Source organism: Enhygromyxa salina, assembly GCF_002994615.1.
Taxonomy (GTDB): Bacteria; Myxococcota_A; Polyangia; order Nannocystales; family Nannocystaceae; genus Plesiocystis; species Plesiocystis salina_A.
In genome coordinates this window covers 1-17,415 of record NZ_PVNK01000076.1, presented here as the reverse complement: position 1 = coordinate 17,415, position 17,415 = coordinate 1, and the positions used below count along the sequence as shown (strand labels likewise).

Here is a 17,415-nt window from a genome sequence, read left to right as displayed (position 1 = left end):
CTAGCAGCCCGTGGTGCGGCGGCGAAGCCCCCTCCGCTCACCCCAAACGCTCGCCTCTCGGCTCGTACTAGCCCTAAATCTATTGGCTAGCGGCTGTCCCCGCGAGCGCACGGATCTCGGCCACGACCTCGCTCGGCTCTGCGCGCTTTTTGTAGTCGGCATCGAGGAACGCCCAGGTGACCTTGCCGTCCTGGCCGATCACGTAGGTCGCCGCCAGCGGCAAGCTGTTGCTCGTATCGCCGTTGCGCGCGTTGATCTCGAACTTCTCGTTGTACATCTTGGCCAGATCCGGCGGGAGCTCGAACACGATGTCGTACTGCTTGGCGACCGCGTTGCCGACGTCGCTGAGCACCTGATACTCGAGCTCGTTCTTTTGCTGGGTGTCGAGCGAGTTGTCGGGCAGCTCGGGGCTGATCGCCACGAGCGTCCCCCCCGCCTCCATGATCTCCTTGCCGGCCGCGGCGTAGCCCGCGAGCGTGAGGTTGCAGTAGGGGCACCAGCCGCCGCGGTACCACAGCACCGCGACCGGCCCCTTCTCGAGCAACTTGGCGAGGCTGACCTGCTCGCCCGCCGCGTTGGGCAAGGTGAAGGTCGGCGCGACATCACCGACGTTGATCGCCCGCTCGAGGATGCCTGACGCCGCGAGCTGATCCTCGGCCGCCTGCATGACCGCCGCCGCCTCCGCCGAACGCTTGGCACCCGACGCCGCCGCACGCTCCGCCAGCGCTGCGCCCAACACCTTGTCCTGGGCCTGCGCGGATCCAGCCGGCTCGGCCTTCACGTCCTCCTTGGGCGCGGGTTTAACAACCTCCTCCTTCTTCACCTCAGCTGCCGCTTCACCCTGCTTGGCGCCGCTGTCACAGCCGCTTGCGAGCACGCTCGCGCCAATCATCAGGGACATCAGTGACAGACGAACGCGAGCGCTGGGCATGGCCTGCCCTACGCCGCCCCGCCGGTCCCGTTACCAAGTATTTGTCGGCATCGAGTGCAAGGGGCTTCAAAGCCGCACGAAATGGCGCAGTCTGCGGCCCAGGCCACACCCCGCCAGGCCCGAGCGACTCGAGCGCGACGGGCGCGAAGCTCGAGACTCTCGAAGCCCTACGAGATCAAGAACAGGTCGATCTGCCGGCGCGGGACCGAGGCGTCGACGACCTCGACGACGACCCGGTCGCCGATCGTCAGGACCTTGCCCGACTTCCCGCCGACCAGCCGGACCCCGGTCTCGTCGCGGTTGTAGGGCTCACCGCGGTCCTTCTCGATGTCGGCGACCTTGACCATGCCATCGACGAAGGGCGCGTCGATCTGCACGAACACGCCGTTTTGGGACAGCCCCGAGATCGTGCCCTCGAAGCGATCACCGATCCGATCGCGCATGTGCAAGGCGGCGAACAGGCTCTGGGTCTGGCGCTCGGCCGACACGCTCGCGCGCTCGCGCTCGCCGCAGCGGATCGCCAGCTCCTCGCTCTCGCTGAGCTTGGGCATGCGCGGGACCGGGTCGGGCCCACAGTCCCCACCCTGCCGGGCGATCCAGGCCTTCAAGACCCGATGCGAGATCAGGTCCGGGTAGCGGCGGATCGGGCTGGTGAAGTGAACGTAGGCCCGCGACGCGAGCGCGAAGTGGCCGACGTTCTCGACCGAGTACTGGGCCTGCGACATCGCCCGCAGCATCAGCATGTGGAGCGCGCCCGCGAAGGGCTTGCCCTCGAGCTGGGCGAGGAACTTCTGGGCCCCGCGCGGCGTGACGAGCTTGTCGGGGTCGGCCTTGGTCCCGAGCGCGTACGCGGCGAGGGTCAGCTTGGCGAGCTTCTCGAGGTCGGGCTTGGCGTGGATCCGAAACACGACCGGCAGCTTGTGCTCGACCGCGAGCTCGCCGACGGCCTCGTTGGCCGCGATCATCAGCTCCTCGATCAGGTTGTAGGCCCGGGTCATCGACTTGGACGAGCGGCTCTTGACCACGTCGAGGATCCGCGAGCGATCGTCCTCTTCGAGCACGACCTTGGCCTCGGCGAGGTCGAGCTCGATCGCGCCCCGACGCAGGCGCGCGCGACGGAGCCGGTCGGCGCACTCGCGCAGGGCAAACACCCGCCCGCGGGCTTTTTTTCCGAGGTTCTCGGCGCCGTCGAGCGAGGTCGCGACCTCGGCGTAGGTCAGGCGCCTGCGCGAGTGGATCGCCGCGGCCCGGACCTGCCACTCGCTGGTCTCGCCAGCCGCGTTGACGCGCATCGACACGACCATCGCGAGGCGGTCTTGCTTGGGCACTAGCGAGCACATGTGCGAGCTCAGCTGGTGGGGCAGCATCGGGATCGAGCGATCGGGCAGGTAGGTCGAGAAGCAGCGCCCGCGGGCCTCCTCGTCGATCCCCGTGCCCTCGCGGACGTAGTGCGAGACGTCGGCGATCGCGACGTGGAGCCGGAAATCGTCGTTGCTCGCGTTGTCGCCGAGCAGCTCGACGCAGACCGCGTCGTCGAAGTCGCGGGCGTCGGGCGGGTCGATCGTCATGAACGCGAGCCCGCGCAGATCGGCGCGCTGCTCGAGGTCCTGCTCGCGGACCTCGGTCGGGACCTGCGCCGCCTCGCGCTCGGCGGCGGCGCCGAACTCGAGCTCGATTAAATTTTCGATCAGGATCTTCTGGACCTCGGTCTCGAGCGCGCCCGGCTCGCCGATCGTGCGCTGGACTCGGACGCAGAGCTCGGGCCGGGGGCCCGAGGGGTACTCGACGATCTCGGCGACCACGACCTTGCCGGGCTCGCCGCCGCGGCGACCACCGACGCAGACGACCGGCCAGATCAGGCGCGGGTCCTCGACCTCGAGCGCCCACTGCTTGCTCCCAGCTTGGGTCAGGACCCCGACGATGCGGGTGCGCTTGCGCTTGACGATGTCCTCGATGCGGCCCTCGAGGCCCTTGTCGCTCTCCCAGTAGACGACCGAGAGTTCGTCGCCGTCGAGGGCCCCGCGCAGGGAGCCGGGCGGGATGAAGATCCCGCGCGTCTCCTCCTCGGACAGGGGCTGGGCGAAGCCGTAGCCGCCGGGGTTGACGTGGAGGATTGCTCGAATTTCGGACCGTTGGGCCATTTCAGCTCAGAGTCGCGGACGGTGGCACGGCTGAACGCGCGCGGCAAGTCACTCCGCCACGGCCGCCACGAACGCGCGCAGCGTGCCGTCGTCGCAGCCGACGATCACCGCGCCATCGTCGGTCAGCGCGACCGAGCTGTCGACGTCGGCCCCGACGTCGATCGCCCACAAGACCTTGCCCGCGGGCGAGACCGCGTAGAGGTGATCGTCTTGCGAGCCAAAAAACACGGTGCCGTCGGCGTCGACGACCGGCGAGGAGTGGATCACGCCGCCGGTCGGCAACACCCAGTTGACCTCGCCGCTCGGCGCGAGCGAGTAGAGGTTGCCGTCGAAGCTGGTCGCGTAGACCGTGCCGTCGGGCGCGATCCCGAGGCTCGAGCGAATGTCGCGCTGCACGACGAAGCTCCAGCGCAGGCTGCCGTCGGACCGGAGCGCGTAGATGCGGCCGTCGTCGGCGCCGATGAACAGCGCGCCGTCGGGCCCGATCACGCCCGAGCCGTCGACGTCGGCGCGGACCGTGTACTGCCACTGCTGCTCGCCGGTCTCGGCCGACAGCGCGGTCACGAACCCATCTTGGCCGCCAAAGTACACGCGCCCGTCGGCCGTCAGTACCGGGGTCGAGAACACGTGCTTGGGCCGCTCTTCCTGCTCGGCGCTCGGCCAGTGCCAGCGGATCTCGCCCTCGGCCGAGAGCCGATAGACCCCGTCGGCGCCGACCAGCAGATCCCCGTTGGGCGCGAGCGTCGGGCCGCCGTCGACGTCACAGCGCGCGCCCTCGGGCCCCGGAGAGCGGGTGTTCTCACAGTTGCCGAGGCGCTTGCGCCACGCGATCTGGTTGTCGGCGCCGTCTGCTGCGGGCGCGAGCGCGAACAGGGTGTCGTCGTCGTTGCCGACGTACAGGCGCAGCTCCTCGCCGGCACCGCGAGCGGCCGCGGTCGCCCAGATCCGCCCGCCGAGGTCGAGGTCGAGCCCGAGCTCCCCCGCGCGATCGCCCGCGACCACGACCCCGACAAAGCGGCCCGCGTGGGTCCCCACGTAGGCTGTGAGCCCCTTGGGCCCCTCGGCCAGGGTCGGCGTGGCGAACACGACCGCGCCGAGCTCGGCGACCCAAGCTGGCGCGGGCTCGCTCGTTGGCCCGACGGCCGCGCTCGCCCCCGCGTGGCCGGGGCCGCCGCGAAACCATGTCTCGTCCTGGCCGGCGCTGGGCTTGGGCGCGGGGGCCTCGTCGCGAGCGGCGACGGGCTCGTCGGTCGGCGGCGCGGGCACGCAGGCCCCCTCCGTGCAGATCCGATCGCCCTTGCAGTCGGTGTCCTTGCCGCACCCTTCACTGGGCGGATGGGTAGCCGGACATCCGCACAGCACGAGCAGCCCGAGCACGGGCGAGAGCGAACAACGGGCCTGCTGCGAGTTTTGGGGCCAAGCGAGGCGGCGCGAGGCCCTGCCCCGCGCGCTGCTCGATTCGCCAGCTCGAGTATCGATATCCGCAATCCTCACATCGCTGTTGACGCCGCGCCTCACCATGCCTGTTCCCGTGTCTCCTGCGCGCCGCGGGCGGTCGATATCACGGCGTTCGCGCCGTCCCTGCCCGACAGGCGGGGCAAAGATCCCACACATGCCTTGTGTTCGTAAATCCCCGGTGGTAGTGCTATCTCATTGTTCGGCCAAATTGGCCCAAACCCTCGAAATTCTTGACCCTATTGCCGCATGCCAAACCCGCCGGGGATCGATTTACCGCGGGGGGTAACGCGCGAGATCGAGCGCGCGTAGGCTCCTTGACAGGCAGGCAATTCACGGGTCGAGACAATCTCTGCGCGCGTGAAGACCACGCGCCAGTCCCTCCCAAACATACGGAGCACCCATGGCAAATCAGGCCATCCAGGCGCCAGAGCCTGCAGGTCCGGTCGAGGAGCACTACTACCGTCGTGGCGACATCGACTTTTGCTTCCTCCTGAACCGCACTCACCTCAACCTGCGCGTGTTCGACTACCGCGTCGGCAACTACCAGCAAAAGCGCGACTTCTTCGACCGGATCGCCCGCTCCGAGGGCCTCAAGAAGGTCTTCACGGTCGTCGAGAAGCAAGACTCGAAGAGCTGGCGCAGCGTCGGCTTCTCGCGCGAGGGCGCGATCCCGGGCTACTTCCGCACGGCCGACGCCTACGTCATGAGCCGGGTCTACACCGACGACGGTGACCCGATCCAAGGCGGCGCGCCCAAGCTGACCGCGCCGAGCATCTCGGCCACCGAGCCCAACGTGACCAAGCCCCGCGGCCTGAACGTCGAGATCGTCACCGATCAGACCCGGCTCGCGCGGGTCGTCGACGACTTCGGCGCCGCGGCCCTCTACGCGCCCTTCCGGCGCGCGGTGTTCCACCCCGACGTCGCGATCCACGGCAAGTCCGGCAAGCGCGACTTTTGGATCGGCGCCGAGACGGACACCTCCTTCGGCCACGCCAAGGTCGACATTCTGACCCCGCCGCGGCCCAACAAGGACACCGACCCGGCGATCCTCGAGTACCTGCTTCAGGCCACCCTCGACGAGCTCTCGCGGCGCGAGACCGCCAGCGTGTTCTCGCTGATCGCCGCCGACTGGACCCCGAGCGCGCAGGTCGTCGCCAACCTCAACTTCAAGGTCAGCGCCCGCCTGACAGACCACATCGTCCGCGAAGACGGCTTCGTCGGCGCGCAGCTGTGGCACCGCCGGATCACCCCCGGGGCCTCGCCCAAGCTGACAAGCGTCAGCTGAGCGCTAGCGCGCATCCGCTCCAGAGCCGATCCCCCAGCCATGGCGACCTGCCACGGCGACGGGGCTCGGCTTTCATCTTTTGGCCGTTCTGCGCGCCACGCCGGGCCCCTGCGCGACCGTTGGTCAACTCACGGCTAGCAGCCGGTTGACCCGGCCCTCGCTCTGTTTAGGTTGCGGCCGCTCCCGCGGGTCGACCGCCCGTTTCTGACATCCGCAAAACCGAAAAGTCTCAGACAAGGATACGCATCGTGAGCAGTCAAACCCACGAGTTCAAGGCCGAGGTCGCCGCGCTTCTCAACCTCGTCACCAACTCGCTCTACACCAACAGCGAGATCTTCCTCCGCGAGCTCGTCTCGAACGCCGCCGACGCCCTCGACAAGGCCCGCTACCAGGCCCTCGTCGACAGCGAGTTCGCCGGCAAGGAGCTCGAGCCGCACATCCTGATCACGATCGACAAGCAAGCCGAGACCCTGCGCATCGAGGACACGGGCATCGGCATGACCCGCGAGGAGGCGACCCAGAACCTGGGCACGATCGCCCACTCGGGCACGCTGAACTACCTCCAGGAGGTCCAGCGGGCCCGCGCCGCAGGCGAGGTCACCGAGGCCAGCGAGCTCAGCCTGATCGGCCAGTTCGGCGTCGGCTTCTACAGCTCGTTCATGATCGCCGACGAGGTCGTGGTCAACACGCTCTCGGGCAAGCCCGGCAGCGAGGCCGTGGTCTGGCGCAGCAAGGGCGACGGCAGCTACGAGATCGAGCCCGGCCAGCGTCAGACCCGAGGCACCTCGATCGAGCTCAAGCTCAAGAGCGACGCCAAGGAGTTCCTCGACCGCTGGCGCGTCGAGGGCCTGATCAAGCGCTACAGCAACTACGTCATGCACCCGATCCGGCTCCGGGTCATCGACGAGCAGGGCGAGGACAAGGACCCCGAGCCCAAGCAGATCAACGCGGCCGCGGCGATCTGGGCCCAGAGCACGAGCGAGCTCGAGGACAGCGACTACCAGGAGTTCTACAAGCACCTCATGGGTGGCTTCGTGCTCCCGGGCGACGAGCCCTTCGCGCGCCTCCACTTCTCGGCCGACGCGCCGATCCAGTTCCACGCGCTGCTCTTCGTGCCCGGTCGGGCGCCCGCCGATCTGTTCCAGGAGGACCGCAAGGCCCTGCAGCTCTACGCGCGCCGGGTCATGGTCATGGAGAACTGCGACACCTTGCTGCCGCAGTACCTCCGCTTCATCCGCGGCGTCGTCGACTCCGAGGATCTCCCGCTCAACGTCTCACGCGAGATGCTGCAGGAGCACAAGTCGCTCGCCGCGATCCGTCGCCAGCTGACCCGCAAGAGCCTCAAGCTGCTCGCCGAGCTCGCCGACGAGGACGCCGAGAAGTACGCCAAGCTGTGGAACGAGTTCGGCGCCGTGCTCAAGGAGGGCCTCCACACCGACGGCGGCCAGCGCAAGGAGCTGACCGAGCTGCTGCGCTACCGCAGCATCGCCGACGACGAGGGCGGCCTGATCTCGCTCGCGGCCTACGTCGAGGCCATGGGCGAGGACCAGAAGAACATCTGGTACATCGCCGGCCCCGACGAGACGGCCCTGCGCAACAGCCCCCACCTCGAGGCCGTGCGCGCCAAGGGTGAGAACGTGCTGCTGATGAGCGACCCCGTCGACGAGTGGGTCCTGCAGAGCCTCGCCGAGTACGAGGGCAAGGCCTTTCGCAGCGTGACCCAGGGCGAGCTCGACGAGCCCGCCGAAGACGACGACGCCGACAAGGACGACGACGCCGACAAGGACAAGGACGACGACGCCGACAAGGACGACGACGCCGACAAGGACAAGCGCGAGCCCTCCCCGATCGACCCGCTGATCAACATGGCCAAGGTCGTGCTCGGCGCGCGGGTCCGCGACGTCCGGGCCAGCAAGCGGCTGACCGAGTCCCCCTCGTGCCTCGTCGACCCCGCCGGCGGCCTCAGCCGCAACATGGAGCGGATCTTGCGGATGGCCCAGCCGGGCACCAAGGTCGGGGCGAGCCCGCGGATCCTCGAGCTCAACCCCGACCACCCCTTCGTCGCGGCCGCGAGCAAGATCAGCGAGCAAAACAAGGACGACCCGCGGCTGCCCGAGTGGGTCGAGATCCTCCACGACGTCGCGGCCCTGGCCGAGGGCACGGTGCCCGATCCCGCTGGCGCGGCGCGGCGCTTCGTCAACGTGCTCACCCAGGTCGCGGCCGACGAGAGCCACGGCAGCGCCGACTGAGCCGTCGTCGCCAGGCATGCGCTCGCTCGGGACTCAGCCCGAGCGAGCGCGAGCGAGCTTCCGCGGCAGCTCGGGGCCGCAGCCGTCACCGCGCATGTGCAGGCACAGCGCGACTGAAAAGATGATCCGGCCCTCGGGCTGGCTCTCGACCGCAGCGTGAGAGACGCTGTCTGGCGCGCTTGCGCAGGCGCTCGCAACCAGCGGGGGATGCAAGCAGCGCAGTGGCGAGACCGCGCGGTCGTGAACTGACAGACGTGAAAGTCGTTCCGAGCGCGGCCCCTGTCCTGCCCCGAAGATCGGGCGCTCGACGGGGTTGATCGATTTTTGGGTGCATGAGCCACGAGTTTGGGCGAGAGTCGCTCAATGAGTCGGCTCTTGTCTCTCCATGCTTCGGCGTTCTCGCTCCTGCTTGCGCTTGGCTGTAGCCCCGCCACCTATGGCGAGCCCGACACCAGCGCGGCCGACGAGAGCGGGACGACCCAAGCTGGGACCACGGGGGACACCGAGGCCGAGGCCGGCGACGGCTCGGCCGACGGGGGCTGCCTCGTCGGATCGGACGGATGCCCGTGCACCGAAGACGGCGCCTGCGATCCCGGCTTGATATGTGAGGCCGGCGTCTGCGGTAGCTGCCTCACCGGCTCCGACGGGTGCTCGTGTACCGGAGGCGGCGCCTGTGATCCCGGCTTGATGTGCGAAGCCGGTCTGTGCCTGCCGGCCGCGAGCACGGGCGACGGCGACACGACCGGCGACGGCGACACGACCGGCGACGGCGACACGACCGGCGACGGCGACGGCGACGGCGACGGCGACGGCGACGGCGACACGACCGGTGACGGCGACACGACCGGCAACGGTGACGGTGACGGTGACGCGCTGGTCTGCGTGCTCCCGGAGCAGCAAGACTGCGCTCTCGATGACCTCGAGCAGTGCCTGTGCGACGGCTGCAACAACAACAATCAGTGCACGACGAACGAGGACTGTGTGTGCCCCGACTGCACGAACAAGCCGTATTGCCGCGGCAACAGCTGTAAGGACAACGGCGAGTGCGACCCCTACTTTGAAGGTTGCAGCTGCTCCGACTGCGCCGACCATCCGCTCTGCAACTCGTAGGTGTCCTCAGACCCCCGCGGCCGTCGGCAACTCTGCCACGCACGGCCGCAAGCGGCCGATCGCTCGGTCGCTTAGCGACCTTCGACGCCCCGTGTTCGGAAGAATCCAGTACCGCGTGCGGCGTCCTCTCTCGCGGACCCTGGCGCTGTTTCTGCGCCTCCTGGATTGAAGAGCACGACATCTCGTCGCGGGTTCTCGGCCGTAGACCCAAGACGCTCCCTCGAACCCCGCAAGTTTCGCGCGCGCGGGCTCTGGGGGCGTCGGTGGCGACCTTTGCGGTGTCCTCGCCTGAGCGCGGGCGATAGCCTTTCGACTGCGCATGGGTAATGGGAGTGACGACGCTGGACGGGTCGACGTCGACATCAGGGCCTTGCTGAGCGTCGCGCTCGAGCAACAGCCGCACGAGGACTTCTCCGAGCGGGTCATGGATCGCGTCGCGGCCGTGGCCACCGTCATGGAATTCGCGCTGTTGCTCGGCGCCGCGCCGCTGAGCTGGGTGACGTCGGCGCAAGGCGCCAACGATGAGGAGGATCGCAATGACGATGATGACGATGATGATGATGACTCCGCTTGAAGAGATCGCGCTCGAGCCGGTCGAGTCGCTGTGGGCCGCGACCGTCGAGCACGCGCCCTCGATCCTCAGCGCCACGCTCCTGCTGCTGGTGATGTGGCTCGTCGCCCGGCTCGTCCGAGCGCTGGTCGCCAAGCTCCTCGGCATGACCAAGCTCGACGAGGCCGCAGGCAGGACCCGGCTGAGCACGATCCTCGCGGCCCTCGACGCAGATCTGACCATGTCCAAGGCCATCGCAGCGCTGGCTCACTTTGCGATCTTGCTGCTGGCCTTCATGAGCGCCGCGGACCTGCTCGGACTCGAGACGGTCAGCACGACGCTCGGTACGGCCCTGGCCTTTGTCCCGCGCCTGGTCTCGGCCCTGCTCGTGATCGGCGTCGGCGGCTACATCGCCAGCGCCGCGCGGCGGACCGTCGGCGCCGCCCTCCGCGGCATGCGGAGCCCCTACGCGGGCCCGCTCGAGGCGGTGACCGAGGTCGCGCTGCTCGTGGTCGTGATCGCGATCTCGATCGATGTCCTCGGCGTCGACGTCTCGTTCATCACATCCAACATCACGATGTTGATCGCCATCGTGCTTGCGACCCTCGCGTTCTTGTTGGCGTGGTCGATGCGCAAGCCGGCCGAGGAGATCATCGCCAACTACTACCTGCGCCGGCTGCTGCGCGCGGGCGACCTCGTCGACCTCGGCGGGATCGAGGGGACCGTCGAGAGCTTCACCGCGCTCGGGGTGTTGGTTCGGGACGCGCGCGGCCACGAACGCTTCGTCCCCGCCCGACATGTCCTCGATGGCCTGCGCCGCTCGGGGCGGGAGCGCGTGAACACGGCCGCCTGAGGACCCCGTGCGCGACAACGTACCAACCCAGGGTCGGGCGCCGCCCTTTGCGGAGCACTCCGCCGAAGGGCCGAGGCTCGCAGACGCCGAGCTGATCTCGGCCCACCTCGACGGCAAGCTCGCCGCCTACGGCGAGCTCGTTCGTCGCTACCAGATCCCGCTGTTTCGCCTGATGCTCGGTCTGCTCGGCGACGAGGATGTCGCCGAGCGGGCCTGCGAGCAAGTCTTCGTGGTCGCCAACCGTCGGCTCCACCAGCTCGTTCATCGCTCGGGCTTTTACTGCTGGCTGCTGGGGATCGCCCGAGAGGTCTCGCGCGACGTGTTGGCGAGGCGTGACGCCCCTTCGCGTCCACCACAGGTGCGCGTGCCTCGGGACCAGCTCAAGCGCGAGGTCCACCGGGTCCTGCAAAAGCTCGACCCCGATCAACGCCTCGCGCTGATCCTCGTCGAGTTGCGAGATGCGGACCACGACGAGGTCGCCGCGGCGCTCGGCCGGACCCCGTCGGAGGTCCCGGAGCTCCTCGCCCGCGCGCGCGCGGCCTTCATCGCGGCCCTCGAGCAGGGCAGCTCGAACACGATCGTCGAGCGCAGCGGCGAAACCACGCACGGCAACGCTGCGCGCCTCAGCACCGGCGACCTCGTCGACCGCCGCTACCGCATCGAGTCCCTGCTCGGCGCCGGAGGAATGGGCGCGGTGTACCGCGCGACACGGCTCGAGGACCGCCGCGAGGTCGCGCTCAAGACCATGCTCCCCGACCTGTGCGCGAGCGAGGACGCCCTGCGTCGGTTCGAGCGCGAGGCCAGGGCGATCGCGAGGATCGACCACGAGAACTTCGTGAAGGTGCTCGACTCCGGCCGGACCGACGACGACATGCGCTACCTGGTCATGGAGTACCTCCAGGGAAGGTCGCTGCGTTCCGTCGCCAAGGCCGAGGCTCCGCTCGAGCCCACCCGCGCGCTCAGGATCGTCCGCGACCTCCTGCGCGGGCTCGAGCACGCCCACGCCGCCGGGGTCGTCCACCGCGACCTCAAACCCGACAACGTGCTGCTCGTCGCCACGAAGGGCGAGCGCGAGCGGCCCAAGATCCTCGACCTCGGCCTCGCCAGGCTCATCGATGACGATGACGGGGGCGAGGGAGGAACTCGGCTGACACGGAGGGGCACGGTGTTTGGGACGCCGGCCTACATGGCCCCCGAGCAGGCCCTCGGCGAGGAGGCCGACGCGCGCGCCGACCTCTACGCGGTTTCGGTCATGCTCTACCAGCTGCTGACGGGGCAGCTGCCCTTCCAAGCCCGCAACGCGGCCACGCTCCTGGTCCTGCACGTGTCTCAGACGGCGCCAAAGCTGACCGCCGCGGCGCCTCACCTGATCGAGATGGGCGAGATGGGCGAGCTCGAGCAGCTCCTCGTCGCCGGGCTCGCCAAGCGGCCAGACGAGCGCCTGCCCGACGCGACCACCTACCTCAGCCGACTCGAGCGTGTCTTGCAGCGGGCCCGATCAGGGCCAGGACGAGGGCGGCGTCCCGCCGAGCCCCCAGCCCGCGCGGGGTCGACCGAGCGACCCGGCGCGCGAGACTACGGCCAGCGAGACGCGGGCGAGTGGTGGCTCGTCGTGCTCATCGCGCTGATCATCCTCAGCGTGGTGTGCTGGTCAGTGTGGAGCTAGCAGCCCGTGGTGCAATGCCTCGTGTCGCCTCGCGCGGCGTTTTGGCGACAAAGCCCTCGGCGAAGAGGCCAAGCGAGGCGGCGCGAGGCATTGCACCACGGGCTGCTAGCCGGCCGCTTTGCGGACGTACTCGGCCGCGAACTCACCGAGGCGCTGACCGCAGGTGTGGAGGCGCTGCTGCGGCGCGGGCGTGAACACCGACGCGTCTTCCTTGGCATTGACCGCGATCTCATCGAGCGTCACGCCGTCACGGCTGAAGATCACGTGCGCGCCGATCTTCGACGGCCACGCGACCGGACCGGCGTACATGCCCTCTTCCCAGTCGGTGTAGGACACCGTGACCTGAATGGTGCCGGCCGGGGCCTGGCCCGTGGCGAACTGAACTCCGGACAGCCCCGCTTGGAGACCCTCGATGATGCCGATGTTGGCCGACTCCTTGGTCTCGAGATAGGTCTCGCGGTGCGCGTCTTCCTCGCGCGAGGCCAGCCACTCCTCTTCGCTGAGGCCCTTGTTGCTGATCCGAACGTTCGAGTAGTCGTACTGAACCGTCATCGAGGTGACCCCGACCAGCTCCGAGGGCGGCCCCGAGCTCGAGATGACCTGGTAGTGGTCAAAGCAGCCCGCGGCGCCGAGGGCCAGGGCGAACACGAGCAGCGAAGGCAGGTGGCGTCGAATCCGGTCGAGCAGCGACATCGAGTGCAAGCTAGCACGCGAGACCCCGCGGGAGCATCGGCATCGCCGCCAACCCCTCGCGGCTGCTACGGTGGGCGGGTGGCGACCGCAGCCGCTCGAAAACATTCGCGCACCCGTCCGCCGACTCGGGGAGACGCCATCGACGTGGCCGACGGTCGCGCGCGGGTCCTCGAGGCCCGCGGCGTCGACATGGCCTTCGGCGACAAGCAGATCTTCGAGGGCCTCGATCTGAGCGTCTACGAGGGTGAGGTCCTGGTCATCATCGGCTTCTCGGGCTCGGGCAAGAGCGTGCTGCTCAAGCTGCTCAGCGGGCTGATCGAGCCGCCCCGTGGGGTGGTTCGCTACCGTGACCAGGACATCGCCGACATGCGCGAGCCCGAGCTAGTGAGCATGCGCAAGTCGATGTCGCACGTGTTCCAGAGCAACGCGTTGTTCGACTCGATCAACGTGCTCGAGAACGTCGGCTTCGGCCTGCTCGAGCACACCAAGATGGGTGACGCGGAGATCCGCGCGCGGGTCGTCCAGTGCCTCGAGTGGGTCGGGCTCGGCGAGGAGGTCCTCATGCGGATGCCCGCGCAGCTGTCCGGCGGCATGCAAAAGCGCGTGGCCCTCGCGCGCGCGGTTGCGACCGAGCCACGCATCATCTTGTACGACGACCCGACCGGCGGCCTCGACCCGATCAGCGTCACCCGGATCGGAGACATGATCGAGAACCTCCAAAACGAGCTGCGCCTGACCTCGGTGATCGTCACGGGCGACATGAAGATCGCGTTTCGGGTCGCCGACCGCATGGCGCTGATCCACCAGGGGCACATCGCGCACCTCGGCACGCCCGACTACTTCCGCGAGTGTGACGCGCCCGAGGTCATCGAGTTCGTGCGCGATCCCGAGGGTCAGGCGATCCGCTACTGAGGTCTCGGTCGGAGTCGTCGTCGAGCCAGCACGCGGCACGCGGCACGCGGCTACGCTGCTCGATCGCTGGAAACCGTGAATGCGAAGCTACGGAGTCGAGTCATCGAGGCGCACATGCACCTACCCGTGGTGTAGTCATTAGCCCCCCGTCACTCAGTTGCCAATTGAGGCTCAATGCCCAACCCGACACATGCGTGCAGGTCATGTTTTCAGTAGGGGGTGGAGTTGCCCTCTAAATTTCAGCTCCAGTGAAATCTGAGGTCACGCGGCGTCAGTGAAGACCCGAACAGCAGGCCGGCCAACCGGTTGCGACAACTGCTACCCCCTCTCGCTCAGCATCCTACTTTTGGACACAGGTCCTCTGGGGTTTTGATATTGGATGAATTGGTCGTGCGGTCAAATCGCGGTGGCTGAGCGCGCACCTGCGCCGAGCGTTTTCGCGCTTCCGTTGTCACTGAATCCCAGGATTTCAGCCCAGCTGAATTTTTCTACTTAGAGTGTTGAAAAATGCCCCAGCCCGATGTACAAAAGGTGGCGACGAAAGACCTTAGTTCTCCCGTCATCAGGCTCGATGGACCGAGCGGGTGACACCATACCGGAGAAACTAATCAGCATATCTCTTGGGGGGCTGCATTTCCCCCGAGTCTATCGAGTCAGATGTCCAAGACGCGCGGCACATGGATGCGCCCGTCTGGAGAGCGAACATGAGTAGCATCGAGTCGAGCGCCCCCAAGCTAGCCAGCCTGCCCCGCCAAGCGCGTCAACAGGACGAGGTGCTCGACAGGCTCGACAGCCGCGCTCAGGCAGCCCGCGCGTTCCTCATTCAGCTCGTCGCCCGCGAGATTCAGCTGAGCGCGCGCGTGGCCGGGTGGCTGCGCACGACCGGCCAACACGTGACAGCGCTCGGCATGTCCGAGCTCGCGGACGAGTGCGTTCGACTCGCAGCCGAGACCTGGGAGCTGCGCGAGCAGCTCGTCGGCCTCGTCCACCGCCTCGTCGCCCGCCGCAACCGCGGCCTCGGTCGGCGGCGCATCAACGTGGTCTTGCTGCTCGAGCAGCCGCTGTCCGACGCGATGGTCGAGTTCGTCGACCTCAACGAGGTCGCCATCACCAGCGCGACGCCCTGGGCTGAGCTCGCGGCCCTGTCTGCGGTCGAGCGGATGCTGGCGGGTGCGGTCCCCATTGCGATCGACATCGCGGGTATCGACGACGACTTCCCCCACAGCCACGGCGACCTGGTCGAGGCGGCGCAACTCTATGAGCAACGCTCGCTCCGCGCCCGAGCCCTCTACGAGGCGATCTCGACCATTCGGGCCGCCAACCCCAAACACCGCGAGATCACCCGCGAGATCACCGATCGCGCGATCGACATCTTCACGAAGATCACCAGCGAGAGCGCCGAGCTCGGACGGCAGCTCGACAGCTGGCGTCACAGCCATAACGGCTGACCCCACAGCCACAACGGCTGACCCCGGAGACCCACATGCGCTACATCAGGATGTACAAGGGCAGTGAAGACGGCGCCCCCGGCGTGACCCTCTACGAGATCGACCCAGACGGCTGGGTCCATCGTCAGCTTCAGGTCCACGCCGAAGGCGTGCGCTTCTCCCCCGAAGACATTCTCCTGCGTCGGCCGGTCAGCGTCAGCTACATGGCAAATCACCCCGACGCCGAAGAGATCACGAGCGAGGAGTTCGAACTCCACTGGGCCGAGTTCGATCATCGCCGCCGGTTCCGTGAGCGCATGCCGAACCCCTGGCGCGCGTGGCAGGGGCAGCTCGTCGATAGCGACCGCGTGCTTCGGTGGGAGCCGTCGCTGGCGCATCCCGGGGAGGGGTGGTCGCGGGTGCCTGGGTTTGTGCGGTTGTATGTTTATGGGGATCGGGACGCGGCTTGGGCTACGCAGCGGGAGCTGTTTTTGGAGCGGGATGTGCGGTGGCAGGCGTTGGCGCGTGATGAGGTGGGGGGGGCGGTGCTGCAGGTGATCAATGGGCCTGGGCTTGCGGGGGCGCTGCGGGTTGACGAGCGCGCGCTGAGTTCTCGGGTGTCTTAGCGCGGAGGGCTGTGTCTTAGGGGCTGCCCTGCCCGAAGGTCCTGTCATCTGCCGCGCGGGCGCGCGGGGCGGGGCGGCTGCCCTGCCCGAAGGTCCTGTCATCTGCCGCATCCGGGCTGCCCTGCCCGAAGGTCCTGTCATCTGCCGGGGCTGCCCTGCCCGAAGGTCCTGTCATCTGCCGCGGGCTGCCCTGCCCGAAGGTCCTGTCATCTGCCGCGGCCCGGGGGCTGCCCGGCCCGGGGGCTGCCCTGCCCGAAGGTCCTGTCATCTGCCGCGCGTGCCCTGCGGGGCTGCCCTGCCCGAGGGGCTGCCCTGCCCGCGCCCGTGCCCGTGCCCGGCTGCCCTGCCCGAAGGTCCTGTCATCTGCCGGTGCCCAGGGGCTGCCCTGCCCGTGCCCGGGGGCTGCCCGGCCCGAAGGACCTGTCATCGGGGCGCTTGGGGGGGGCGCGGGCAGCCCTGCCCGAAGGTCCTGTCATCTGCCGGGCGGGCTGCCCTGCCCGCGGGCGGGCTGCCCTGCCCGAAGGTCCTGTCATCTGCCGAGCGGCTGCCCTGCCCGTGCCGAGCGGCTGCCCTGCCCGAAGGTCCTGTCATCTGCCGCGGGGGGCTGCCCTGCCCGCAGTGCCGGGCTGCCCTGCCCGAAGGTCCTGTCATCTGCCGCGCATCTGCCTGGCGCTGCCGCGGGCTGCCCTGCCCGAAGGTCCTGTCATCTGCCGAGCGGCTGCCCTGCCCGAAGGTCCTGTCATCTGCCGCGGAGCGGGCTGCCCTGCCCGAAGGTCCTGTCATCTGCCGGGGCTGCCCTGCCGAGGGGCGGGCTGCCCTGCCCGAAGGTCCTGTCATCGGCTGCCTGCGGGTGCCCCGGGCTGCCCGGGCTGCCCTGCCCGTGCCCGCGCGGCTGCCCTGCCCGAAGGTCCTGTCATCTGCGGGGCTGCCCTGCCCGGGCGTAGCGGCTGCCCTGCCCGAAGGTCCTGTCATCTGCCGGGCTGCCCTGCCCGAAGGTCCTGTCATCTGCCGCGCGTGCCCTGCCCGGGGGGCTGCCCTGCCCGAAGGTCCTGTCATCGCGGCGCGGGGGCTGCCCTGCCCGGGCGGCGCGAAGGGCGGCGGGAGGCGCCGGGGCTGCCCTGCCCGAAGGTCCTGTCATCTGCCGCGCGTGCCCTGCGGGGCTGCCCGGCTGCCCGGCCCGAAGGACCTGTCATCGGGGCGCTTGGGGGGCTGCCCTGCCCGCGCGCGGGGTTGCCCCGGGGTTGCCCTGCCCGAAGGTCCTGTCATCGCGGGCTGCCCGGCCCAAAGGACCTGTCATCGGGGCGCTCGAGCCCCCCTGCCCGAAGGTCCACTCTCGTGGCGACGGCGTTCGCGCAAGGGGCCGCGCGCCGCGCTGCCAAAAAAACTCTGCAACCCCGCGCGTGGGCGGCCGACAGCCTGGGTGTGACTCCCCCGCGATACATCCACGCCCAGCAGACTGCTTTCATCACCTGTCGAGCCGTCGGCCGGAGTTTTCGCTTCGTACCGACTGAAAA

General features: G+C 68.8%; 13 protein-coding genes. 9 read left to right on the top strand and 4 right to left on the bottom strand.

The genetic code is table 11. From position 1 onward, the window contains the following. Positions 1-79 precede the first annotated feature (79 nt). From ENSA5_RS07295 to ENSA5_RS07285, 3 genes are all read right to left on the bottom strand, one after another. The gene (locus ENSA5_RS07295; protein WP_106390908.1) at positions 80-901 is read right to left on the bottom strand and encodes a peroxiredoxin-like family protein; all 822 of its coding nucleotides are present in this window, start codon (positions 899-901) and stop codon (positions 80-82) included. A 197-nt stretch (positions 902-1,098) separates the two neighbouring features. Continuing rightward, a complete protein-coding gene (locus ENSA5_RS07290; protein ID WP_106390907.1) occupies positions 1,099-3,072 on the bottom strand; it encodes a ribonuclease R family protein in 1,974 nt (657 codons plus the stop codon). 48 nt (positions 3,073-3,120) lie between these two features. Beyond that, on the bottom strand, positions 3,121-4,449 hold the full coding sequence (locus ENSA5_RS07285) for an outer membrane protein assembly factor BamB family protein (RefSeq protein ID WP_146155421.1): 1,329 nt from the start codon (positions 4,447-4,449) through the stop codon (positions 3,121-3,123). A 481-nt stretch (positions 4,450-4,930) separates the two neighbouring features. Here ENSA5_RS07285 and ENSA5_RS07280 point away from each other — a divergent pair, with 481 nt between their 5' ends. From ENSA5_RS07280 to ENSA5_RS07250, 6 genes are all read left to right on the top strand, one after another. Next, positions 4,931-5,815, top strand: a complete 885-nt coding sequence (locus ENSA5_RS07280) for a hypothetical protein (protein ID WP_106390905.1) — start codon at positions 4,931-4,933, stop codon at positions 5,813-5,815. Positions 5,816-6,063: 248 nt separating this feature from the next. Next, a complete protein-coding gene (htpG, locus tag ENSA5_RS07275) occupies positions 6,064-8,064 on the top strand; it encodes a molecular chaperone HtpG (protein ID WP_181197475.1) in 2,001 nt (666 codons plus the stop codon). A 363-nt stretch (positions 8,065-8,427) separates the two neighbouring features. Beyond that, the gene (locus ENSA5_RS37200) at positions 8,428-9,174 is read left to right on the top strand and encodes a hypothetical protein (protein WP_181197474.1); all 747 of its coding nucleotides are present in this window, start codon (positions 8,428-8,430) and stop codon (positions 9,172-9,174) included. Between the two features lie 370 nt (positions 9,175-9,544). Continuing rightward, positions 9,545-9,748 (top strand): hypothetical protein, encoded by a 204-nt coding sequence (locus ENSA5_RS07260; protein WP_146155420.1) that lies wholly within the window; start codon positions 9,545-9,547, stop codon positions 9,746-9,748. Beyond that, the gene (locus ENSA5_RS07255) at positions 9,711-10,577 is read left to right on the top strand and encodes a mechanosensitive ion channel family protein (protein WP_181197473.1); all 867 of its coding nucleotides are present in this window, start codon (positions 9,711-9,713) and stop codon (positions 10,575-10,577) included. The genes ENSA5_RS07260 and ENSA5_RS07255 overlap by 38 nt, the downstream gene beginning before the upstream one ends. Positions 10,578-10,584: 7 nt before the next feature. Then, positions 10,585-12,243: a protein kinase domain-containing protein gene (locus tag ENSA5_RS07250; RefSeq protein ID WP_106390900.1), complete on the top strand. Its 1,659-nt coding sequence runs from the start codon at positions 10,585-10,587 to the stop codon at positions 12,241-12,243. Between the two features lie 105 nt (positions 12,244-12,348). Here the strand turns inward: ENSA5_RS07250 and ENSA5_RS07245 are convergent, their stop codons facing one another. After that, entirely contained in the window at positions 12,349-12,936 is a 588-nt protein-coding gene (locus tag ENSA5_RS07245) for a hypothetical protein (protein WP_146155419.1), read from the bottom strand. A 144-nt stretch (positions 12,937-13,080) separates the two neighbouring features. Here ENSA5_RS07245 and ENSA5_RS07240 point away from each other — a divergent pair, with 144 nt between their 5' ends. The 3 genes from ENSA5_RS07240 to ENSA5_RS37195 all read left to right on the top strand — a co-directional run bounded on the left by ENSA5_RS07240 (position 13,081) and on the right by ENSA5_RS37195 (position 15,901). Then, positions 13,081-13,848 (top strand): ABC transporter ATP-binding protein, encoded by a 768-nt coding sequence (locus ENSA5_RS07240; protein ID WP_219906743.1) that lies wholly within the window; start codon positions 13,081-13,083, stop codon positions 13,846-13,848. 773 nt (positions 13,849-14,621) lie between these two features. Next, positions 14,622-15,296, top strand: coding sequence for a hypothetical protein (locus ENSA5_RS07235; RefSeq protein WP_181197472.1), 675 nt, complete (start codon positions 14,622-14,624; stop codon positions 15,294-15,296). A 35-nt stretch (positions 15,297-15,331) separates the two neighbouring features. Then, entirely contained in the window at positions 15,332-15,901 is a 570-nt protein-coding gene (locus tag ENSA5_RS37195; RefSeq protein ID WP_181197471.1) for a hypothetical protein, read from the top strand. The last annotated feature ends 1,514 nt before the right edge of the window (positions 15,902-17,415 follow it).

Bases quoted from the DNA above. Each gene is read 5' to 3' on its own strand.
- ENSA5_RS07295 (WP_106390908.1), bottom strand. From the start codon at position 901: ATGTCCCTGATGATTGGCGCGAGCGTGCTCGCAAGCGGCTGTGACAGC.
- ENSA5_RS07290 (WP_106390907.1), bottom strand. From the start codon at position 3,072: ATGGCCCAACGGTCCGAAATTCGAGCAATCCTCCACGTCAACCCCGGC.
- ENSA5_RS07280 (WP_106390905.1), top strand. From the start codon at position 4,931: ATGGCAAATCAGGCCATCCAGGCGCCAGAGCCTGCAGGTCCGGTCGAG.
- ENSA5_RS37200 (WP_181197474.1), top strand. From the start codon at position 8,428: ATGAGTCGGCTCTTGTCTCTCCATGCTTCGGCGTTCTCGCTCCTGCTT.
- ENSA5_RS07255 (WP_181197473.1), top strand. From the start codon at position 9,711: ATGACGATGATGACGATGATGATGATGACTCCGCTTGAAGAGATCGCG.
- ENSA5_RS07245 (WP_146155419.1), bottom strand. From the start codon at position 12,936: ATGTCGCTGCTCGACCGGATTCGACGCCACCTGCCTTCGCTGCTCGTG.
- ENSA5_RS37195 (WP_181197471.1), top strand. From the start codon at position 15,332: ATGCGCTACATCAGGATGTACAAGGGCAGTGAAGACGGCGCCCCCGGC.